Here is a 22,010-nt window from a genome sequence, read left to right on the forward strand (position 1 = left end):
CGACCAACTCCAAGACTCCACATTCGACTCCCACTGGCCTCGCGGCCACCACCTCCATCACAGATGATCCAAGAGCTTTCCCCCGAAGCGGTCGACGCCGGTTACAGCCTCGCCAAGATGGGTGCCGGTATCGGCGCCGGCCTCGCCCCGCTGGGCGCCGGCCTCGGCATCGGCAAGATCGGTGCGGCCCAGGCCGAGGGCATCGCCCGTCAGCCGGAAGCTGCCAGCGAGATTCGCGGCGGTTCGCTCCTTCTGGCGGCGCTGATCGAGGGTGTGGCCCTCTTCGCCGTCGTCGTCACGCTGCTCGCCGCTCTCTGAGAGAGTGCGCTGGGAGTGGCTCGCGTGATCGCCACGCGCCCGGCCCCCGCGGCCACGGCGCGCGCGTGATCACCGGGCCGAGACCGGAGCGCGGAGCGTCCGTCACGACCACGTGGTCGGACGCTCCGCGGGTCCTTCGGCACGGCTGAACGAACACCCGCCTCCATCCGCTGGGTCCGCGTCCACCCCGGACGCTCGCCACTCGAGGCGGATCCACGACCGACCCGCTCCACGACCGAACCGCTCGGCACCCGCCATGCCCTTCTTCCCCCTCCTCGCCGCCGATGGCTTCAACCCGCTGGATCCCTCCGGCGCCGGTGGAGCGGTCTGGACCTGGCTGATCTTCCTGATCTCGTTGCCCCTCATCTGGAAGATGGTGATGGGTCCGATCACGCGCGCCCTCTACGAGCGCGACGAACGGGCGAACTCGCTCGTCTCCCGTGCCGAACAGGCCAGTGCGGACGCCGAGAGCGCCCGGGCCGAGGTCGAGGTCAAGCTGGGTGAAGCCCGGGCCGAGGCCCAGCGCATCCTCCAGGGTGCCCGCGAGCGCGGCGAGGTTCGCGAACGCGAGATCGTCGACAAGGCCAAGGAAGAGGCGAACGCCCTTCTGAGCGCCGCCAGCGCGCAGATCCGGGCCGAGAAGGACAAGGCGCTCGCCGCCATCCGCGACGAGGTCGTCCAACTGTCCATCGGAGCCGCCTCCAAGGTGCTCGAGCGCAACGTCGGCAGCGAGGACGACCGCCGTCTGGTGGAGTCGTTCGTCGCGAGCGGATCCCGTTCGGGCTCGGGAGCCTGATCGATGATCGGACAAGTCGCACAGCGCTACGCCGACGCCCTCTACAACCTGGCCGCCCGCGAGGGTGCGCTGGACGCGGTGGCGTCGGACGTGAGCGAGCTCGCCAAGGCCATCGGCGGCGAGAAGGCCTCGCACTTCCTGCTCAACCCCAGGGTCGACCGGGACAAGCGCGAAGCCGCCCTGCTCGGCACCCTGTCGGGAGCCCATGCGCTGACGACGAAGTTCGCGCGCCTGTGCTTCTCCAAGGGACGCGAGGCGGTGCTGCTCGAACTCGGTGAAGCCTTCCGCCTGCGCCAGATGGCCGAGGACGGCGTGGTCGAAGGGGTCGTCGAATCGGCGCGCCCGCTCGATCACGGCGAGATCGCCAGCCTGGCGACGAACCTGTCGGCGCGCCTCGGCAAGACCGTCCAACTGGACAACCGCATCGACGCCTCGCTGATCGGAGGCGTGCGCGTCACCGTCGGAAGCTCGATGCTCGATCTGACCGTGCAGGGACGCCTCGACGACCTGCGCGAGCGACTCATGCGCGTCCCGCTGACCGCCGGCCGCTGACCGCCGGCCGCTGACCGCCCGCCGGTCGGCCACGGGGTTGAACGCCCACGGACCGAACGGCACCAACGCCCCTCGAGGGTCCGACGCTCGGACGCTCGATCAAGAACACCACGCACCACAACCCGCCGCGCCGTCGAACGGCCGGCCGCACACCAGGGAACTGAACCATGGATCTCCGCCCCGCAGAGGTCACGTCGATCCTCGAGAAGGAAATCGAGAGCTACGGCGGTGACAGCAACATGCAGAGCGTCGGCACCGTCCTCACGGTCGGCGACGGCGTCGCCCGCGTCTGGGGACTCGGCGACTGCATGATGAACGAGCTCCTCGAATTCGAGGGTGGCGTTCGTGGTGTCGCACTGAACCTCGAAGAGGACAACGTCGGCTGCGTGCTCCTCGGCGACGCCGCCAAGGTCAAGGAAGGCGGCACCGTCAAGGGCACCGGGCGCATCATCTCGGTGCCGACCGGTGACAGCCTCCTGGGCCGCGTCGTCAACGCCCTCGGCGATCCGGTCGACGGCCGCGGCGCCCTCGCGGTGACCGAGAGCGACTACCTCCCGATCGAGCAGCCGGCCCCGTCCGTGGTGGAGCGCCAGCCCGTCACCGAGCCGATGCAGACCGGCATCAAGGCGATCGACGCCATGATCCCGATCGGCCGCGGCCAGCGCGAGCTGATCATCGGCGACCGCCAGACCGGCAAGACGGCGCTGATGATCGACGCGATCATCAACCAGAAGCTCACCGGCGGCGGCGACCCGAGCAACCCGGAGCAGGTGCTCTGCGTCTACGTCGCCATGGGCCAGAAGCAGTCCACGGTCGTGGACGTGGTCAACCGCCTCGAGGCCGCCGGCGCCATGCCGTACACGATCGTCGTGTCGGCCTCGGCCATGGACGAGGCCTCGATGCAGTACCTGGGCGCCTACGCCGGCTGCACGATGGCCGAGCGCTTCCGCGACGAAGGTCGCCACGTCCTGATCATGTACGACGACCTGTACAAGCAGGCGCTGGCCTACCGTCAGGTCATGCTGCTGCTGCGTCGTCCCCCGGGCCGCGAGGCGTTCCCCGGCGACGTGTTCAACCTGCACAGCCGTCTGCTCGAGCGCGCCGCGAAGCTCGCCGACAACGCGCCCGAGATCAACCCGCGCTACAAGAAGGGCGGCGGTTCGATCACCGCGCTCCCGGTCGTCGAGACCCAGGAGGGCGACGTCTCGGCCTACATCCCGACCAACGTGATCTCGATCACGGACGGGCAGATCTTCCTCGAGTCCGACCTGTTCAACTCGGGTGTCCGCCCGGCCGTGAACGCCGGTATCTCGGTGTCGCGCGTGGGTGGTGCCGCCCAGCTGCCCGCGATGAAGAAGATCGCCGGTGGTCTGCGCCTCGAGCTGGCCCAGTACCGCTCGCTGCAAGCCTTCGCCCAGTTCGGTTCCGACCTGGACAAGGCCACCCAGCAGATCCTCACCCGCGGTGAGCGTCTGGTGGAGATCCTCAAGCAGGGCCAGTACGTGCCGGTCGCCGTCGAGGACCAGATCATGGTCATCTACGCCGGTACCTCGGGTGCGCTCGACAAGCTCGCCGCCAGCCGCGTGGTCGAGTTCGAGAAGGCCTACCTCGAGCTGATCCACGACTCGTTCCCGGAAGTTCCGGCCGAGATCCTCGACACGAAGAAGCTGTCCGACGAGGGCAAGGCCAAGCTCGACGACGCCGCCAAGCGCACGATCGAACTGCTCGGCTGATCCCGGGTCGCCGCACCTTCCACCTCGGTCCCACCACCTCGGAACGCCCACAAGCTCCCCATGGCCGGAATTCGCGAACTGCGCGGACGGATCAAGTCCGTCGGCAACATCAAGCAGATCACGCGCGCGATGGAGATGGTCGCAACCACCAAGTTGCGCCGTTTCCAGGACCGTGCCGTGGCCTCGCGTCCGTACGCCGAGGAAATCACCGCGCTCGTCGGACGTCTGTCGGGCGTGCTCGGTGAAGAGGTGGGCGAGATGCCGCTGTTCCGCGAGGGTGCGGGCGACAAGGTGGCCATGCTGCTCGTCAGCTCGGACCGCGGACTGTGCGGCGCCTACAACTCGAACGCGTTCCGCGTGCTCGAGGCCTGGGTCCGCGCGAGCGGCCTGGAGAAGGACCAGATCGACTTCTTCGTCTACGGCCGTCGCGGGTACCAGTACCTCTCCAAGCGCGGCTACAACATCGCGCGATTCATCGTCGAACCGCCCCTCGAGGAGATCGACTTCAACAACGCGGCGACGACGACCAAGGCCGTCATCGACGCGTTCCTCTCGGGCGAGTACCGCGAGGCGAAGATCCTCTTCACGACCTTCAAGTCGATGGTTCGCTACGAGCCCGAGGTCGTGCCCTTCCTGCCGATCTCGGCCGCCACGCTGGCGCCGACCGGACGCACCCAGGAGGAGGCCGAGGACGAGGCCGAGAACCTCTCGGGCGACATCATCCTCGAGCCCGACGCCGAGGCGATCTTCGAGTCGCTGGTGCCGCGCTACCTCGAGACGCGCGTCTACAGCGCGCTGCTCGAGTCGCTCACCTCCGAGTACGCGAGCCGTCGCTTCTCGATGAAGAACGCCACCGACGCGGCCAGCGACATGCAGGCCGCGCTCAAGATGGTCTACAACCGCAAGCGTCAGGAGGGCATCACGATGGACCTCCTCGACATCGTCGGCGGCGTCGAAGCCCAGCGCTGATCCGCACCCGCCCTCCGGCTTCCACCACCGCACACCGAACTCCTCTCACGAGACGCGTCCCGAGCGCCCGGCCCCCTGGCCCGCTCGCTCACCGCCACCTCTCACCGAACCCGCTCCACCGCGAGCGGCACTGCAATGAGCACCGCCACCAACGCCACCCACGCCACCGGTGAAGTCGCCCAGGTCTTCGGACCGGTCGTCGACGTCCGCTTCGAGTCGGGCAAGCTTCCGGCCATCTTCAACGCGCTCAAGATCACCGACGCCGAGCGCGACGTGAAGATCACCCTCGAGGTCGCCCAGCACCTGGGCAACAACGTGGTTCGCTGCGTGGCCATGGCCTCGACGGACGGTCTGCGCCGCGGCATCGCCGTGCACGACACCGGCGCGCCGATCATGGTTCCGGTGGGGGACCGCACGAAGGGGCGGATCTTCAACCTGCTCGGTGAGGCCCTCGACAGCCGCACCCGCGGCGACGTGGCCGCTGGCGACATGGCGCCGATCCACCGGGCCGCTCCGGCCTTCGACGAGCAGGAGGCCATCAGTGAGGTCTTCGAGACAGGTCTCAAGGTCGTCGACCTGCTCTGCCCCTTCGCGAAGGGCGGCAAGATCGGCCTGTTCGGTGGTGCGGGCGTCGGCAAGACCGTGCTCATCCAGGAGCTGATCCGGATCACGGCCGTCGAGAAGGGCGGATTCAGTGTCTTCTGCGGCGTCGGTGAGCGCACCCGCGAGGGCAACGACCTGTGGCTCGAGATGACCGAGGCCCAGTACACGACCCCCGAGGGCGAGGTCCAGAGCGTCATCGACAACGCCGTGCTCGTGTTCGGTCAGATGAACGAGCCCCCCGGAGCCCGTCTCCGTGTCGCGCTTTCCGGCCTGACGATGGCCGAGCACTTCCGCGACGTCCGCGGCCAGGACGTGCTCCTGTTCGTCGACAACATCTTCCGCTTCGTGCAGGCCGGTTCCGAGGTGTCCGCGCTCCTGGGCCGCATGCCCTCGGCCGTGGGTTACCAGCCGACGATGTCCAGCGAGATGGGCGCTCTGCAGGAGCGCATCACCTCCACGAAGAAGGGTTCGGTCACGTCGATGCAGGCCGTCTACGTGCCCGCCGACGACATCACCGACCCGGCGCCGGTCGCGACCTTCGCCCACCTCGACTCGACGATCCTCCTCGAGCGTTCGATCGCCGAGCTCGGCATCTACCCCGCGGTGGACCCGCTCAAGTCGACCTCCCGCATGCTCGACCCGCAGGTCGTCGGCGAGGAGCACTACAACGTCGCCCGTGAGGTCCAGCGGATCCTCCAGCGCTACGCCGACCTCAAGGACATCATCGCGATCCTCGGCGTCGAGGAACTGTCGGACGAGGACAAGCAGGTCGTCGCCCGCGCGCGTCGCATCCAGCGCTTCCTCTCCCAGCCGTTCTTCGTGGCCGAGCAGTTCACGGGCACGCCGGGCGTCTTCGTCCCGCGCGAGGACACCGTGCGCTCCTTCAAGGAGATCGTCGAGGGCAAGCACGACGCCGTGCCCGAGTCGGCCTTCATGTACAAGGCCGGTATCGAGTCGGTGCTCGCCGCCGCCTCGAAGATGAACAACTGACTCGGGAACGCCGAGGTCCGGGGGGCGCGCCGCAGCGTGCGCGTCGGACCTCACACCGCTCCGCCCGCCACGACCGTCCGCTCCCGACCCGCTCCCTCCGTCCACTCGACCTTCCATGGCCGCCACCCTGACCCTGCGCGTCATCACTCCCGAGTCCGTCGCTCTCGACGAACAGGTGCAGTCGGTCCGGCTCCCGGGCCTGGACGGATCCCTCGGCATCCTGCCGCGCCACGCGCACATGATCGCTGGCCTCGAGACCGGGATCCTGCTCTACACGGACGCGTCCGGCCGACGGAAGCCGCTGTTCGTGAATGGCGGGTTCGCCGAGGTCCAGGGCGGAACCGTTCGCGTCATCACGCGCGCGGGTGAGCTGGCCGAGGAGATCGACGAGGAGCGCGCACGCGCCGCCGAGAAGCGCGCCCGCGAGCGTCTGGACGCCGTGCGGCGGGACAACCTCTCGGACGCCGACGTGCTGAAGGCCGAGCTGGCGATGCGCCGTGCGATCATGCGCCTGCGCGCGCGCAGCTACCTCGACTAGGTCGCGCGCGACCTTCCGAGCGGGCCGTTCCACAATCGAGCGGTGCCACTCTCATCGAAGGAGGCCGTTCCTCCGACGAAGCATCTTGGTCCTCCACCGAGGGAGCAGGGGAGGCGCCGCGCCAGCGGCGCCTCGCTCGTTGGTACGCGCCCCTCACGCTCCGCTCCACGCGATCGAACCCATGACCACCGATTCCACGCAGACCCTCGCGACCGGCTCGCGAGCCAGTTGGCGGCGCACCCACACCTGTGGCGAGCTGCGCAGCTCCCACATCGGAAGCACGGTCACGCTGAACGGCTGGGTGGCCGGTCGCCGGGACCACGGCGGGATCTACTTCGTCGACCTGCGCGATCGCTACGGCATGACCCAGGTGACGCTGGCCACCGAACTGTCGGACCGCACGCAGTTCTCGACCGAGTGGGTCGTCGCGATCACGGGCGAAGTCGTCGCGCGCGAGTCCGGCAACGCGAACGCCGAACTCCCCACGGGCGAGGTCGAGGTGCGCGTGAAGGAGCTCGTCGTGCTCAGCCAGGCGACGGTTCCGCCGTTCGAGGTCGATGACGGGATCGAGACCGCCGTCGAGATCCGGCTGCGTCACCGGCACGTGGACCTGAGGCGGCCCGAGATGACGCGCAACCTGATCCACCGTTCGCGCTTCATCGGCGCGATGCGGCGCGCGTTCGAGGCCCAGGACTTCGTCGAGGTCGAAACGCCCATCCTCACGAAGGCCACGCCCGAGGGCGCGCGCGACTACCTGGTGCCTTCGCGCGTCCACCCGGGCGAGTTCTACGCGCTCCCGCAGAGCCCGCAGATCTTCAAGCAGATCCTGATGGTCTCGGGGCTCGACCGCTACTTCCAGGTGGCGCGCTGTTTCCGCGACGAGGACCTGCGCGCGGACCGCCAGCCGGAGTTCACCCAGCTCGACATGGAGATGTCGTTCGTGGCCGAGGACGACGTGTTCGAGGCCTGGGAGAAGGTCATGGCCAGCGTCTTCGACGAGGTCATGGGCATCCAGCTCGCGACGCCGTTCGCGCGCCTGACCTGGCGCGAGGCGATGGACCGCTTCGGATCCGACAAGCCCGATCTGCGCTACGGCCTCGAGCTCGTCGACCTGGCCCAGTGGGTCCCGCTCAGCGGGTTCAAGGTCTTCGAGGGCGCGCTGGCCGAGAAGAACGGCCGCGTCATGGCGATCTGCGTCCCCGGCGGGGGCTCGGCGATCAGCCGCGGTCAGATGAAGACGCTCGAGTCCCGCGCCAAGGAGCTCGGCGCCCAGGGACTGGCCTGGTGGAAGCCGGGCGAGAGCGGCGGGGGAGCCGGCCCGGTCGCGCGTTTCTGCGAAGGAGACTCGGGTGCCGACCTGTTGGCCCGTCTCGGCGGTGGCGAGGGCGACCTCGTGCTCTTCTGTGCCGGCGAGCAGCGTCTCGTCTGGAAGGTCCTCGGCGCCCTGCGCACCGATTGCGCCCGCCGCCTGGAGTTGATCCCGAAGGGACACACCGCGGCCGAGCACTACTGCTTCGCCTGGGTGGTCGACTTCCCCATGTACGAGTGGGACGAGGAGACCGGCGCCTTCATGAGCGCGCACCACCCGTTCACGGCCCCGGTCGATCCCACGCTGGCCGGCGATCAGGGCGAACTGATGAGCCGGGCCTACGACCTGGTGCTGAACGGTTGGGAGCTCGGCTCGGGCTCGATCCGGATCCACGACCAGAAGCTCCAGGCGCGGATCTTCGACCAGCTGGGGATCTCGCCACAGGAGGCGCGGGCCAAGTTCGGGTTCCTGCTGGACGCCCTCGGCAGTGGCGCACCGCCGCACGGCGGGTTCGCGATGGGGCTCGACCGCGTCGTCGCGCTCACCCTGGGCCTCGAGGGAATCCGCGACGTGATCGCCTTCCCCAAGACCACCTCCGCGACCGATCTGATGTGTGGGGCACCTTCACCGGTCCCCGATCGTCAACTGGCCGAGGTCCACGTGGCCCGCGCCGGTCGCGGTCGGACCGCCGAGGGTGGGGCGGCCTCCCCGGCCGGGGCCTGAGTCGGGACCGGTCCTGGGGACCTGCTCCGAGGCCGTTCGCCCCGGGTCCGGTCCCGCTCCGGGCTTCGCGCCGCTTTCGCACAACTTTCGTCGTTGGGGCGGTCCGTCCGTACCACCGAAACCGATCCATCGGCTACTCTGACGCCCGAAACGAGGGCTCGGACGAGCCCGTGCGGATACCCGGTCTCGCTCTTCGCGACGACCGATCCGGTTCCGCACACCCTATCCGCGGCCACCTGCCGCTCGAATCCAAGGAGAAAACGCCGTACGCCGCGCACCGAGACCCCAAGCCCGACCCACGGGCCCGCAGTTCCGCATCAACCGTCAGATCCGCGTCCGTGAGGTCCGCCTGATCGACAAGGACGGTGAGCAGGTCGGAGTCGTCAACGCCGACGACGCCCGACGCATGGCCGACGAGGCCAACCTCGACCTGGTCGAGGTGTCGCCCCAGGCGAGGCCGCCCGTCTGCCGGATCATGGACTACGGCAAGTTCAAGTATCTGCAGCGCAAGAAGGAGCGCGGATCGACGAAGAAGTCGGCCGCTGGCGGCCTCAAGGAATTGCGCGTTCGACCGGCCATCGACAAGCACGACCTCGAGTACCGACTCGTCAACGGCCGTCGCTTCCTCGAGGAAGGCAACAAGGTGCAGGTGGTCTGCATCTTCCGGGGACGCCAGATGGCGCACCCCGAGCATGGCTACGAAGTCATGCGTCAGGTGGCCGAGTTCCTCGCGGACGTCTCCAAGGTGGAGTCGCCGGCGAAGATGAACGGCAACCGGATGACGATGATGCTCGCCAAGCGCTGAGCTCGCGCGGACCTCCTTCACGGTTGTCCGTCCGCACGGCCGAGCCACCGCGCGGGACCCACGAGGTCTCGCGCGGTGGCTCGTCCGACTTCGGGGCTGCGACTTCGGGGCTGCGGCTGTGGGGCTGCGGCTGTGGACTGCGGCTGTGGACTGCGGCTGTGGCTGGGGGAGGCGAGGCCGGACGGCGGCTCCGCCCAGCGCCGGCGGAGTCCGGAGCGCGGACCGCCTCGTCCCACGAGGCGACCGGCGGAGACGCCCGATCCGGGTCCCAGGGCCCCGTGGCCGGGCGCCGAGGCTTGACCCGCGCCTCGCTTCGAGTAGTCTGGTCCCCCCGAAAGTTCGGGAGCGCCCGCCGTCGTGGTGGTCGCCCCTGACTCCTGTGAGCGGTGCGGGCACGCCTGCGAACAGGGCCTGGTCCTTCGGCACTCGACACGCTCGAGCGCCAAACACGAGGAGTTCCACATGCCCAAGATGAAATCGAAAGGCTCCGTCAAGAAGCGCTTTCGCACGACCAAGAACGGCAAGCTGATCGCCAACAAGACGGCGCGTGGCCACATGCACGCGCCGAAGAACGGGAAGGCTCGCCGCGGCAAGCGCAAGCCGCTCGTGATCTCAGGCACCTGGGCGGTGCTGATGAAGCGGATGATGTGAGCGCCGAGCGGCCCATCGAGGCTGCGACCGACCGGCCCCTTTGGGCTGCGCCCACATTGCCCCAGCACCAGTGGTCGGACCGCGCGCGTCCGATCCAGCGAGTCCCGGAGCGGACTCACGTCACTTCGACGAACCAGAACTCCAAGAACACGAACGACCGCCGACACTCGGCAGGAATTGCGACATGGTACGTGTCACCTACGGCGCCCCGCGCCGACAGAAGAAGAACCGCTACTTCAAACAGGCCCGTGGCTTCCGCGGCGGGCGCTCCAAGCTCTGGCGCACCGTCCGCGAGACGCTGCTGCGCTCGTGGGCCTTCGCCTTCCGCGACCGCAAGCAGCGCAAGCGCCAGTTCCGCCGCCTCTGGATCATCCGGATCAACGCGGCGGCTCGCCAGCGCGGCATCAACTACTCGAGCCTGATGAGCGGTCTCACCAAGACCGAGATCGAGCTCAACCGCAAGCAGTTGAGCGAGCTCGCGATCCACGACCCCGCCGCCTTCGACGCCATCGTCGACCAGGCCAAGGAGGCGCTCGCCGCACGCTGACGGCCAGCACCACCGCGGTGCGCGTCCGGGCCCTCGGGTCCGAAGCACGTGCCGCCCGCGCGCCGAACGGCCGAGACGCACACGCGGATCGGCCGTTCGGCGTTCGCGAAGGGCTTCGGTGTGCGCCGCACGCCCCCGTCGGAACCGGCCGTCGGAACCGGCCGTTGGACGGGACCGGCGGACACGACCGATCCACACGACCGATCCACACGACCGATCCACACGGCCGATCGACGCGCCCGATCGACGCGAGGGTGGCGCCGAGCACGAGAACGCGCGCGGACGGACCGTCGAACCGCGGGCCGCGCCGTCCTTCGACTCACAGAGCGACGTTCGGCCGCACGCGCCGTAGCGCGCCGCAGCAGGCCGATTCCGCCGTCCGAGCCCCGGGAGCGATCCAGCTCCCTTCCCGTCACTGCGCACCCGCACCCGCGCGCTACCCTGCGCCTCCCGCCGACGGCGCGGGCCCCTCGTCAACTCGACGCCCCCTCGGAACGCCAGCGACGCGTTCCCGTTCGCCCCATGGACATCGAAGCCCACGAACGCACCGTCCGGTCCCGCATCGCCGAGGCCACGGACGCGGACGCCCTGCGCGCCATCGAGCGCGAGTACCTCGAGAAGGGCGGCGTGGTGGCCGATCTGCTCGCGAGCATCCCGACCCTGCCACCGACCGAGCGCAAGGCGGCGGGGCAGGGCGCGAACGCCCTCAAGCGCGCGGTGACCGAGGCCCTCGAGTCGCGCCGCGCCGCGCTGGACGGCGCGCAGCTCGAGGCCGAGCTCGCGGCGCCCGACTTCGACCCCACGATCCCCGCGCGGCCGCTCGACGCCGGCAGCCTGCACCCGATCACCCAGGCTGCCCGGCGTCTCGAGGAGATCTTCTCCTCCATGGGCTACCACGTGCTCGACGGCCCCGAGGTCGAGCTCGACCACTACAACTTCGAAGCGCTCAACATCCCGAAGGACCACCCCGCGCGCGACATGCAGGACACGTTCTTCGTGTCCGCCAGCGGCGACCGTTCGGACACGAGTGGGGCCCTGGTCATGCGCACGCACACGTCGCCCGTCCAGGTGCGCGCGATGGAACGCCTCGAGCCGCCGTTCCGCGCGATCGCTCCGGGACGCGTGTTCCGCCAGGAGACGACCGACGCCACGCACGAACACACCTTCCACCAGATGGAGGGCCTCGTCGTCGGCGACGGCATCAGCGTCGCCCACCTGATCGGAACGATGAAGACGTTCCTGCGCGAGGTCTTCGAGCGCGATCTCGACGTGCGCCTGCGCCCGGGCTACTTCCCGTTCGTCGAGCCGGGCTTCGAGCTCGACGCGCGCTGCCCGTTCTGCGAGAGCGGCTGCCGCGTCTGCAAGCAGTCCCGTTGGATCGAGCTGTGCCCCTGCGGCCTCGTCCACCCGAACGTGCTGCGCGCGGGCGGCATCGATCCGGAGCGGTACAGCGGCTTCGCCTTCGGACTCGGCCTGTCGCGGCTCGTGATGCTGCGCTACGGCCTGGACGACATCCGTCATCTGATGGGCGCCGACGTGCGCTTCCTCGAGCAGTTCTGATCCCGCCAGCGCGCACGCACCGAACCTGTCGTCATGTTGATCTCCTACCGCTGGCTCGCTCGCCACGTCGATCTCGAAGGGCTCGACGCGCACCGCGTGGCCGAACTCCTCACGCTGCACACCGCCGAGGTCGAGGGCGTCGAACCCTTCGCGCCCGCTCTGTCGGAGGTCGTCGTCGGACACGTCCTCGAGCGGGTCCAGCATCCGGACGCGGACAAGCTGGGCGTGTGCCGCGTCGACGTCGGTGCGCACGCGGGTGGTACGGAGCCGCTCCAGATCGTGTGCGGTGCGCCGAACGTGGCCGCCGGTCAGAAGGTCGCCGTCGCGCGCATCGGCTCGGTGCTGCCCGGCGACTTCAAGATCAAGAAGAGCAAGATCCGCGGCGTCGAGTCGGTCGGGATGATCTGCTCGGTGCGCGAGCTCGGGCTCGGCGACGACCACGACGGCATCTGGGTCCTGGACGCCGACGCGCCCGTCGCGGCACCGGTCGGAACGCCCGTGGCGGCGGCGCTCGAGGTCGACGACTGGGTGATCGAGATCGACAACAAGTCGCTGACGCACCGCCCCGACCTGTGGGGACACCGCGGTATCGCGCGCGAGATCGCCGCACTGACGGGGCGCGCCCTGCGACCGCTCGATACGGCGCTGCCCACCCCGAGCGGCGCGGCGACGGTCCAGGTCGACGTCCAGCACCCGGGCTGTTCGCGCTACGTGGCCGTCGCGATCGACGGCGTCCGCGCGACCGAGTCGCCGCGCTGGCTGCGCATGCTGCTCCTGGCCGTCGGTCAGCGCCCGATCGACCTGCTCGTCGACACGTCGAACTTCGTGATGCTCGACATCGGCCAGCCCAACCACCTCTTCGACCGTCGAGCGCTCGGTGGGCGCCCGATCGTCGTGCGCGGTGCGCGGGCGGGGGAGACGATGGCGACGCTCGACGGCGTCGAACGCGCGCTCACGACCGACGACATGCTGATCTGCGCCGGCGACGAACCCGTGGCGCTCGCCGGCGTGATGGGAGGCGCAGGCAGCAAGGTGGCCGAGGGGACGACCGAACTGCTGCTCGAAGTGGCCTGCTTCGATCCGTCCGTCGTGCGGCGCACGGCGGCCCGCGTCGGCCTGCGCACCGATTCGTCGACGCGCTTCGAGAAGCACCTCGATCCGCTCCTCCCGCTGACCGCCGCCGGCCACGTGGTGCAGGTCCTGCGTTCGATCCAGCCCGACGTCACGGTCGCCGGCCCGGTCGTCGAGGGCGGAACGTGGACCGATCCGACGCGCACGATCGACGTGCGACCGCAGCGCGTGCGCCACCTCTTGGGGACGCCCGTGGACGACGAACGCATCGCGAGCATCTTCGAGAGCCTCGACCTCGCCGTGGAACGCAGGACGCCCGACACCTGGCGCGTGACGGTGCCCGCGCGCCGCGCCACCAAGGACCTCACCATCGAAGAGGACCTGGTCGAAGAGGTCGGTCGCGTGCTCGGCTACGACACGATCGTCTCGACGCCGATGCTCGCGCCCGTCGCGCCCGCGCCGCGCGACCGCCGGCGCGAGCTCGTGCGCCTGCTCGCCGACCGCCTCAGCGGCACCGGACGTTTCCACGAAGCGCTGACGTACTCGTTCGTCGACGAGAGCCTCGTCTCGGCGCTCGGTCTCGGCGCGCTGCCCTACGCGATCGCGGTCAACCCGGTGGCCGAAGGCATGGCGCGCATCCGTCGCTCGGTGGCGCCCAGCCTGATCGGCAAGCTGGAGACGAACCTGGCCCAGCGTTCCGAGGTCCGTCTGTTCGAGATCGGCAAGGGCACGCGCCCCGAGCAGCTCGACGAGCGCGGTCAGCCGCACGAGGTGCACCGCCTCGCCCTCGTGCTCGCGCGCGCGAACGCGAGCGGTTCCCCGTCGCCGTCCGCCACTCTCGGCGAGCTGCAGACGCTACTCACCGACGCTCTCGGTCGAACGGGCGCGGGCGCGGTCGATTTCGTCGCCGCCCCGGTCGTCACCCCGGACGACCACGCCTGGGCCCACCCGCGCCGGCGCATGGCCATCCAGGTCGGCGGTTCGAGCGTCGGCCTCGTCGGAGCGCTCGATCCGCGCGCGGCGGCCCGCCTGTGCGACGGTGCCGACGTGGCCGTGGCCGAGGTCTGCCTCGACGCTCTGCTCGAGCTCGGCCTCACGCCGCCCAGCTACCGTCCGATCCCGCGCTTCCCCGGGGTCAAGGTCGACGTGGCCCTGGCCACGCCCGGCGATCGTCCCGCGCGCGAGGTCATGGACCTGATCGAGAAGGCCGGCAAGGGCCTGGTGGCTTCGACCGAGCTGTTCGACGTCTACCGCGGCGAGGGCCTCGGCGACGGTCGTAAGTCGCTCGCCTGGCACGTGGTTCTGCAGGCGGCCGACCGGACCCTGACCGAGAAGGACCAGAACACGTTCCTCGACCGTCTCGAACGGATGGCGACCCAGGCCGGCGCGGAACTTCGGCGCCAGTAGGGGGTGAGGCGTCCGACCCGCGCGGGCCCGGGCGCGTAGACTTGGAAGGGCCCCGCCCCAGGAAACCAACGCCCTTGAAAGTCGTCCTCATCAACCCGCCCAGCCCCCCCGAGTTCCGCGTCTCCCGCGGCCTGATGGGGGGCTTCGGCATGGCGGTCAATCCAGGGCTGCTCTACCCGCCGATCGAACTGGCCCACGTGGCCAGCGTGCTCGAGGAGGACGGCTGCGAGGTCGTGATCCTCGACGCCGACGCGCGCGATCTGGACGCGGCGGGCGCACTGGAGGAACTGGTCGCGAGCGGCGCCGACTTCTTCTGCCTCGACTCGTCGAGCACGTCGCTCGATCGCGACCTGGCGCTGGCGCGCGAGCTGCGCACGACGACCGGTCGCCCGATCGCCATCCTCGGTTCACAGGTGACCTACACGCCGGGCGAGATCTTCTCGAAGGACAGCGTCGACTGCGTCGTGCGCGGCGAGCCCGAGTACACGGTGCGCGATCTGGTCCGCCGCGCCAAGGACAGCGAGACGTTCGCGAGCCAGCGCTTCGCCGGCGTCGAAGGCGTGACCTACGCGCGTGCCGACGGCGAGATCGTGCACGAGCCCGAGCGCGAGAAGATCTCGGACCTCGACGCGCTGCCGATCCCCGCGCGCCACCTGCTCGACAACCACGCCTACCGGTTCCCCGGCATCGAGGGGCCGATCACGACGGTCAAGAGCTCGCGCGGTTGCCCGCTCAACTGCTCGTTCTGCGGCTACACGCTGGCCCAAGGTCTGCGCTTCCGCTTCCGGTCGCCCGAGAGCGTGCTGAAGGAGCTCGAGGACCTGTACTTCGTCCACGGACTGCGGCACGTGGTCTTCCGCGACCCGATCTTCACCACGCGCAAGGACCGCATCCACGCGATCTGCGACGGCATCATCGCGCGCGGCATGCAGATCGAGTGGCAGTGCGAGACCGCGGTCAAGGTGCTCGATCCGGAGCTGCTCGCCAAGATGGCCGCCGCCGGGTGCCGGCACATCTCGCTCGGCGTGGAGAGCGGCAACGCCGAGATGCAGAAGAAGCACTGCGGCAACAAGCTCAAGGACCTGGAGGGCGCCGAGGAAGTCTTCCGCGCCGCCCGCCGCGTCGGGATCGAGACGCGCGCCTTCTGCATGATCGGCTTCCCCGAGGAGACGCCGGCGATGGTCGAGGAGACCATCCAACTGGTCAATCGCCTCGACCCGGACCAGGTGCAGTTCTGCGCGGTGACGGCCTATCCCGGAACGCCGCTGTACGAGATGCTGCGCGGCGAACGCGACTTCGACTACGCCACGATGACCGGCTTCCAGGCGCTCGAGGGCAACGAGCACATGACGAAGGAGGAGATCGAGGCCAAGATCCGCGAGGCCTACCGACGCTTCTACCTGCGCCCGCGCCGCTTCGTGCGCGAGATCAAGAGCCCCGCGCGCCTGGCCGGCAAGGTGGCGCGCTACTTCACGCTCTTCCGTCGGCGCGCCTGAGCCCCCGGCCGGTCGTCCCGAGCGCGCTCGACACGGGCGACGGTGACCCCGGTCTCGACTCGGAGCGCACGCGAGCGCCCGTGACGACCCGAGCGATTCCCCGACGCCGGTTCGCGCCCCGTCGCGCGCCCTGGACGCCGCGCGCGACCGGGCCCTAGGATGCCTCGATGAGCGATATCGAGAACATCCTCCACGAAGATCGGTCCTTCCCGCCCAGCGCCGAGTTCGCGTCACAGGCCCGGATCGGCGACATCGAGACCTACCGGCGCATGTACGCCGAGTCGATCGCGGACCCCGAGGCCTTCTTCGGTCGGGTCGCGCGCGAACTGCCCTGGATCGAACCGTTCACCGAGGTCCTCGACTGGTCGAACGCGCCCTTCGCGCGCTGGTTCGGCGGCGGGACCTTGAACGCGAGCGCGGTCTGTCTCGACCAGCACGTGGAGGCTGGCCGCGGCGAACGAGTCGCCATCCGCTGGGAGGGCGAACCGGGCGACACGCGCGAGTTCACCTACGCCGAGCTGCACGCCGAGGTCCAGCGCTTCGCGAACGTCCTTTTGGACCGCGGCGTGAAGAAGGGCGATCGCGTGGCGATCTACATGCCGATGGTGCCCGAACTCGCCATGGCCTGCTTGGCCTGCGCGCGTATCGGCGCGATCCACTCGGTCGTCTTCGGTGGCTTCTCGGCCAACGCCCTGCGCGAGCGGATCGAGGACGGCGGCTGCACCGCGGTGATCACGGCCGACGGCGGCTGGCGACGCGGGAAGGTCCTGCCGCTCAAGCCGGCGGTGGACGAGGCGGTCGAAGGCATCGACGCGGTCCACACCGTGCTCGTCGTGCGGCGGACCGAGAACGACGTCGCCTGGAACCCGCGGGACGTCTGGTACCACGAGGCGGTGAAGAGCGCCGCCGCCGTGTGCGCGCCCGAGCCGATGGACAGCGAGGACACGCTCTTCATCCTGTACACCTCGGGCTCGACGGGACGGCCCAAGGGCATCCAACACACGACGGCCGGCTACCTGCTGCACACGTACCTGACGACGAAGTACGTGTTCGACGTGCGCGACGACGACGTCTTCTGGTGCACGGCCGACGTGGGTTGGATCACCGGGCACAGCTACATCGTGTACGGACCGCTGGCGAACGGCTGCACGCAGGTCATGTACGAAGGCGCGCCGAACGCGCCGCACACCGGGCGCTTCTGGGAGCTCGTCCAGAAGTACGGCGTCACGATCTTCTACACGGCGCCGACCGCGATCCGGACCTTCATGCGCTGGGGCGACGACGTCCCCGCCGGCTACGACCTGTCCAGCCTGCGTCTGCTCGGCACCGTCGGTGAGCCGATCAATCCGGAGGCCTGGATGTGGTACCGCGAGCACATCGGTGGGGATCGCTGTCCGATCGTGGACACCTGGTGGCAGACCGAGACCGGCGGCCACATGCTCACGCCGCTGCCCGGCTGCATCCCGACGAAGCCCGGTTCGTGCACCGTGCCGTTCTTCGGCGTGGACGCCGCGATCGTCGACGAGAACGGCGTGGAACTGCCGGCGAACCACGGCGGCCTGCTCGTGATCCGCAAGCCCTGGCCGTCGATGCTGCGCGGGCTCTGGGGCGACCCCGAGCGCTACCGCGAGACCTACTGGTCCAAGTTCGGAAGCATGTACTTCGCCGGAGACGGAGCGCGGCGCGACGTTGACGGCTACTTCTGGATCATGGGGCGCGTCGACGACGTGCTGAACGTGTCCGGCCACCGGCTCTCGACCATGGAGGTCGAGTCGGCCCTCGTGGCGCACCCCGCTGTGGTCGAGGCCGCGGTGGTCGCGCGCCCCGACGAGGTCACCGGCGAGGCCGTGGTGGCGTTCGTCACGCCCGTCGCGAACATCGAGGTGGGGGACGAGCTGGCGCAGGTCCTGCGCGAGTACGTGGCCAAGGAGATCGGTGCGATCGCCAAACCCGCCGACATTCGTTTCACCGAAGCCCTGCCGAAGACGCGTTCCGGCAAGATCATGCGGCGCCTGTTGCGCGACGTGGCAGCGGGCCGGGAGAGCACCGGCGACACCAGCACCATCGAGGACCTCTCGGTGCTGGCGAAGCTGCGCGGCGAGAACTGACGGGCCCGCGCGGGAGTCGGTCGCCAGCGCGACTCGTTCGGCTCCGACCCCACGACCACCCCATCTCCACCTGGGTCTCACATGAACAAGCTCACACTGATCGCTCGCATCCTGCTCGGCGGCGGCTTCGTCGTCTTCGGCATCAACAAGTTCGCGAACTTCATGCCGCCCCCCGAGCTCTCCGACGAAGGCGCCGCGCGCTTCATCGGCGCCCTGGTCGACAGCAGCGTCCGCTTCTGGGAACTGCTCGCCGTGACCGAGATCGTCGGTGGCCTCATGGTCCTGAGCGGCGTGTTCGTGCCGCTCGGACTCGTCGTTCTGGCGCCGGTCGTGGTCAACATCCTCCTGTTCCACGCGGCGGGGGACACGGCCGGCCTCCCGATCGCGCTGGTCTTCGTCGCCCTCGAGGCCTACCTGGGCTTCTTCGCGTACCGCAGCGCGTTCAAGCCGCTGCTCACGCCGGGCACCGGCCCCTGCTGAGGGCTCGCGAAGCGCCTCCGCAGTTGAGCGGAAGCCGGGGCGCGCCCCCCGACCGGACGACGGAAGGCCGGAGCCCCCGTGCGCTCCGGCCTTCCGCCGTTCGCGAGCCCGTGGACCCGAACCTGTGTTCGCTCGTTCAGTCGATCAGGCGCTTGCCGCCCTCGGACTCGAACTTCCACCAGTCGCTCTCGCGCGCGACCTGGCCGATGCCTTCCGCGTAGGTGCGGGGCTCCCAGCCGAGTTCGTAGCGCGCGTTCGTGATGTCGTGTTCGTGGTGCAGCGAGAAGTACGCGCTGGCGCGGCGGTCCTCGGTGGTGTCCTTGAACAGGCCCTTGAAGAAGATCGCCCAGTTCGCCCAACGGCGCGAGATGTTGCGGCGCCGGATCGTGCCGCCGGCGGCCGCGATCGTCTGGTCGACGAACTCGTTGTAGGTCATGCCCTCGGGCCCGGCGAGCTCGTACATGCAGTCCACGCCGCGCTCGAAGTCGAAGAAGCGCTTGAGCGCGTCGACCACGTCCTCCACGTGGACCGGGTTGATCTTGGAGAGACCGTCGTGGGGGACGAGGAAGCGCCCGCGCTTGGCGGCGCACTGCCGCAGGAGCGGTGCCGTGTGGCGGTAGTCGCCCACGCCGTAGACCAGCGTCGGGCGGAACGTGGCCCACTCGAAGCGCTCGGCGCGGATGATCTTCTCCTGGATCCGCTTGGTGTCGCGGTACAGCGAGTAGACGGGCGCGCCGATCACGGCCGACGACATGACCCAGAAGCGCAGGTGGTCGGGGGCGTTGCGCCGCGCCTCCTCGAGCAGGTTCTCGGTGCCACCGATGTTGATGGCACGCATCGTGGCTTCGTCGAAGTGGTCGTGGGCGCTGGCCAGGTGGAGCAGGAGGTCGACGTCCTTCAGGAAGCCCGCCATGCTCGCGGCGTCCGTCAGGTCGCCCATGTGGACCTCGCGGTGGTCCTCGGCGATCTGGGGCAGAGCGGACTCGCGGCCGGGGCGACACAGCATCCGGATGGTGTGGCCATCCTCGCTGAGCCCGCGGGCCATGTAGCCGCCGATGAAGCCGGTGGCGCCGGTCAGGGCGATTCTCATGGGTCAGGTCACGTGTCGGGGGGAGACGGGGAGGGCAGACTATAGCGTCGCACATCCGCTCCCCATGACCTCCGTCGACCTCACCGTCCTCGCCGCACTCGGCCAGGAACTCGCGCCGCTCTCCGCCCAGCTGCGGTCCGCAGGACGGGTGCGGGGGATGGAGACCTTCGAGGGCGAGATCTCGGGCTGCCTGGTGCGCGCCGCGGTGGGAGGCGTCGGCAAGGTCGCCGCGGCACGGGCGGCGGCGCTCCTGATCGATCCCGCTCCGCGCTTCGGGCTGGTCGTCATCGGCGTCTGCGGCGGCCTCTCGCTGCGCCAGAAGGTCGGGACGCTCGTCCACTGCGCCGAAGCCCGGCAGATCGATCTGCACCTGCCGTGGCCGACCGACGTCCAGCCGGACCCCGAACTTCTGGCCGCCTGGCGCCGCGCGGTCCCGGGTCCTTCGGCGCGCTTCCTGACCGCCGATCGCGCCGCCATCACCCCGTGGCGGCGACTCGCGCGCCAGGTGCGGTTCGGCCCGGGCGCCTGCGTGGTCGACATGGAGACGGCAGCCGCTGGCTGGGTCGCACAGTCCTCCGGGGTACCTTGGGGTGCCCTGCGCAGCCTCTCCGACACCCAGGGACTGGGTGCGATGGGAGGATTCCGGCGCCACTTCCACGCCCAAGCCCCCCGCGCGGCCGCCACCATCCCCACGCTCCTGGCCGAGCTCCTCGGCACCACTTCCATGGAGTCCTCCCCGTGAACCCCGTCGGTAGCCGTACCGCCGTCGGCACCTTCGTCCGACGCCACTTCCAGGTCCTAGCGACCTGGATCCAGGTCGGTATCGACGCCGTCGTGGTGCTGATCGCGTGCCTGATCGGGTTCGAGGTCGGTTCGAAGATGGCCGGACCTGGCGCGGAGATCCCCTTCGAGGTCTACGTGCCGCTGTGGTGGCTGATCGTGCTCGTGAGCCTGCTCTGCTTCCACGGTTTCGGCATGTACCGCACCGTGAAGAGCCTCCTCAACATCGAGGAGTTCGCCGCCATCACGAAGAGCACGGGGGTCTGCTTCCTGCTGGTCATCACGTTGATGGTCTTCCTGCGCAGTCCGGGCTTCGAGTCGCCGCCGGTCGACGCGACCTCGCTCGAGCGGCTGCGCTTCGCCCTCGACTTCGGCTTCACGCCCGAGGCCTACTCGCGGGTCACGATCGGCATCACGTTCACGGCACTCTTCCTCTTCACCTGCCTCAGCCGACTCGTGTCCTTCAAGGTCATCCAGTCGCTGTACCGCCGCGGGCTCGGCAATCGCAACGCGGTCGTGATCGGCACGGGTGAGACCGCGCGCTGGCTGACCCGCAAGTTCCTGTTGGTGCCGACGCTCGGCCTGCGGCTGCGCGGCTTCGTCACGATGGGGGAGGCCTCCGACGAACCGGGCGCCACGATCCCCGAGGTCGGTACCGAGGTGGACGGCGTGCCCGTGGTCGGCACGGTGGACGAGCTCCCGCGACTCGTGCGCGAACTCAAGATCAACGAGGCCTTCGTCGCCGTTCCGTCGGTGGAGGAGGACACGATGATGCGCGTGGTCGAGGAGCTCGACAGCCTCGGTGTCACCTACCGCGTCGTGCCGCGCTTCTACCAGCTGCTCTCCCAGAAGGTGCGAATCGAGACCCTGGACTCGATCCCCTTGATCACGCGCGCCGTCCGTCGGTTGAGCCTGCCGTCCGCGATCGCCAAGCGCCTGCTCGATCTGCTGCTGGCGACGATCGGCGTCGTGATCCTGGCGCCCTTCTTCCTCCTGGCCGCCGTCCTGGTGAAGCGCGACACGCCCGGCCCCGTGTTCTACCGGCAGGTGCGGATCGGCAAGGACGGCCAGCCGTTCGAGATGTTGAAGTTCCGCACCATGTACATCCACATGAGCGGCGACGCCGTGACGCCGTCGAGCGAGCACGACCCCCGGATCACGCCGATCGGACGCCTGCTGCGGCGCTACAGCCTCGACGAGATGCCGCAGCTCTTCAACGTCCTGAAGGGCGAGATGAGCATGGTCGGCCCGCGCCCCGAGATGCCGTTCATCGTCGACCAGTACGGGCCGCTCGAGCGCGAGCGCCTGCGCGCCAAGCCCGGCATCACGGGCCTGTGGCAGATCAGCTACGCGCGCAACGAGGCGATCCACGAGAACCTCGACTACGACATCTACTACGTCGAGAACCGCTCGCTGCTGCTGGACGTCGTGATCCTGTTCCTCACGCTGTTCGCCATCGTCAAGGGCACGGGCGCACACTGAGC

19 protein-coding genes are annotated in these 22,010 nt (G+C 69.5%); 18 read left to right on the forward strand and 1 reads right to left on the reverse strand.

What is annotated here, in order from left to right:
- Nucleotides 1–63 precede the first annotated feature (63 nt).
- The 16 genes from Pla163_RS09625 (at nucleotide 64) to Pla163_RS09700 (ending at nucleotide 18,656) form a co-directional block, all read left to right on the forward strand.
- Nucleotides 64–318 carry an ATP synthase F0 subunit C gene (locus tag Pla163_RS09625; RefSeq protein ID WP_145187124.1) on the forward strand — a complete coding sequence of 85 codons (255 nt, stop codon included), beginning with the start codon at nucleotides 64–66 and terminating at the stop codon, nucleotides 316–318.
- Nucleotides 319–574: 256 nt separating this feature from the next.
- Entirely contained in the window at nucleotides 575–1,114 is a 540-nt protein-coding gene (atpF, locus tag Pla163_RS09630) for a F0F1 ATP synthase subunit B (protein ID WP_145187127.1), read from the forward strand.
- A gap of 3 nt (nucleotides 1,115–1,117) precedes the next feature.
- Nucleotides 1,118–1,666: an ATP synthase F1 subunit delta gene (atpH, locus tag Pla163_RS09635; RefSeq protein WP_145187130.1), complete on the forward strand. Its 549-nt coding sequence runs from the start codon at nucleotides 1,118–1,120 to the stop codon at nucleotides 1,664–1,666.
- Nucleotides 1,667–1,833: 167 nt separating this feature from the next.
- Complete coding sequence (gene atpA / locus Pla163_RS09640) at nucleotides 1,834–3,399, forward strand: F0F1 ATP synthase subunit alpha (RefSeq protein WP_145187133.1); 1,566 nt, start codon at nucleotides 1,834–1,836, stop codon at nucleotides 3,397–3,399.
- A gap of 60 nt (nucleotides 3,400–3,459) precedes the next feature.
- Nucleotides 3,460–4,368 carry an ATP synthase F1 subunit gamma gene (gene atpG / locus Pla163_RS09645; RefSeq protein WP_145187136.1) on the forward strand — a complete coding sequence of 303 codons (909 nt, stop codon included), beginning with the start codon at nucleotides 3,460–3,462 and terminating at the stop codon, nucleotides 4,366–4,368.
- A 135-nt stretch (nucleotides 4,369–4,503) separates the two neighbouring features.
- On the forward strand, nucleotides 4,504–5,961 hold the full coding sequence (gene atpD / locus Pla163_RS09650; protein WP_145187139.1) for a F0F1 ATP synthase subunit beta: 1,458 nt from the start codon (nucleotides 4,504–4,506) through the stop codon (nucleotides 5,959–5,961).
- 115 nt (nucleotides 5,962–6,076) lie between these two features.
- The gene (gene atpC, locus Pla163_RS09655; protein WP_145187142.1) at nucleotides 6,077–6,499 is read left to right on the forward strand and encodes an ATP synthase F1 subunit epsilon; all 423 of its coding nucleotides are present in this window, start codon (nucleotides 6,077–6,079) and stop codon (nucleotides 6,497–6,499) included.
- A gap of 181 nt (nucleotides 6,500–6,680) precedes the next feature.
- Nucleotides 6,681–8,531: an aspartate--tRNA ligase gene (aspS, locus tag Pla163_RS09660; protein WP_145187145.1), complete on the forward strand. Its 1,851-nt coding sequence runs from the start codon at nucleotides 6,681–6,683 to the stop codon at nucleotides 8,529–8,531.
- A 316-nt stretch (nucleotides 8,532–8,847) separates the two neighbouring features.
- Complete coding sequence (infC, locus tag Pla163_RS09665) at nucleotides 8,848–9,336, forward strand: translation initiation factor IF-3 (protein WP_419186511.1); 489 nt, start codon at nucleotides 8,848–8,850, stop codon at nucleotides 9,334–9,336.
- A gap of 471 nt (nucleotides 9,337–9,807) precedes the next feature.
- Entirely contained in the window at nucleotides 9,808–9,987 is a 180-nt protein-coding gene (locus Pla163_RS09670; protein ID WP_419185760.1) for a bL35 family ribosomal protein, read from the forward strand.
- A 184-nt stretch (nucleotides 9,988–10,171) separates the two neighbouring features.
- Nucleotides 10,172–10,534: a 50S ribosomal protein L20 gene (gene rplT / locus Pla163_RS09675; protein WP_145187154.1), complete on the forward strand. Its 363-nt coding sequence runs from the start codon at nucleotides 10,172–10,174 to the stop codon at nucleotides 10,532–10,534.
- 522 nt (nucleotides 10,535–11,056) lie between these two features.
- Nucleotides 11,057–12,094: a phenylalanine--tRNA ligase subunit alpha gene (gene pheS, locus Pla163_RS09680; RefSeq protein WP_145187157.1), complete on the forward strand. Its 1,038-nt coding sequence runs from the start codon at nucleotides 11,057–11,059 to the stop codon at nucleotides 12,092–12,094.
- A 33-nt stretch (nucleotides 12,095–12,127) separates the two neighbouring features.
- Complete coding sequence (gene pheT, locus Pla163_RS09685; protein WP_145187160.1) at nucleotides 12,128–14,572, forward strand: phenylalanine--tRNA ligase subunit beta; 2,445 nt, start codon at nucleotides 12,128–12,130, stop codon at nucleotides 14,570–14,572.
- 74 nt (nucleotides 14,573–14,646) lie between these two features.
- Nucleotides 14,647–16,068 carry a B12-binding domain-containing radical SAM protein gene (locus Pla163_RS09690; RefSeq protein ID WP_145187163.1) on the forward strand — a complete coding sequence of 474 codons (1,422 nt, stop codon included), beginning with the start codon at nucleotides 14,647–14,649 and terminating at the stop codon, nucleotides 16,066–16,068.
- A gap of 167 nt (nucleotides 16,069–16,235) precedes the next feature.
- A complete protein-coding gene (acs, locus tag Pla163_RS09695) occupies nucleotides 16,236–18,176 on the forward strand; it encodes an acetate--CoA ligase (RefSeq protein WP_145187166.1) in 1,941 nt (646 codons plus the stop codon).
- An 81-nt stretch (nucleotides 18,177–18,257) separates the two neighbouring features.
- Complete coding sequence (locus tag Pla163_RS09700) at nucleotides 18,258–18,656, forward strand: DoxX family protein (protein ID WP_145187169.1); 399 nt, start codon at nucleotides 18,258–18,260, stop codon at nucleotides 18,654–18,656.
- Between the two features lie 136 nt (nucleotides 18,657–18,792).
- Here the strand turns inward: Pla163_RS09700 and Pla163_RS09705 are convergent, their stop codons facing one another.
- Nucleotides 18,793–19,746, reverse strand: a complete 954-nt coding sequence (locus Pla163_RS09705; protein ID WP_145187172.1) for an NAD-dependent epimerase/dehydratase family protein — start codon at nucleotides 19,744–19,746, stop codon at nucleotides 18,793–18,795.
- A gap of 64 nt (nucleotides 19,747–19,810) precedes the next feature.
- Between Pla163_RS09705 and Pla163_RS09710 the strand changes: the two genes are divergently transcribed.
- Together Pla163_RS09710 and Pla163_RS09715 are read left to right on the forward strand one after the other, a co-directional pair.
- The gene (locus Pla163_RS09710) at nucleotides 19,811–20,488 is read left to right on the forward strand and encodes a 5'-methylthioadenosine/S-adenosylhomocysteine nucleosidase family protein (RefSeq protein ID WP_419185762.1); all 678 of its coding nucleotides are present in this window, start codon (nucleotides 19,811–19,813) and stop codon (nucleotides 20,486–20,488) included.
- On the forward strand, nucleotides 20,485–22,008 hold the full coding sequence (locus tag Pla163_RS09715; RefSeq protein WP_145187178.1) for a sugar transferase: 1,524 nt from the start codon (nucleotides 20,485–20,487) through the stop codon (nucleotides 22,006–22,008). The genes Pla163_RS09710 and Pla163_RS09715 overlap by 4 nt, the downstream gene beginning before the upstream one ends.
- The last annotated feature ends 2 nt before the right edge of the window (nucleotides 22,009–22,010 follow it).

Origin of the sequence: Rohdeia mirabilis (genome assembly GCA_007750655.1) — a bacterium.
In the GTDB taxonomy this organism is placed as follows: domain Bacteria; phylum Planctomycetota; class UBA1135; order UBA1135.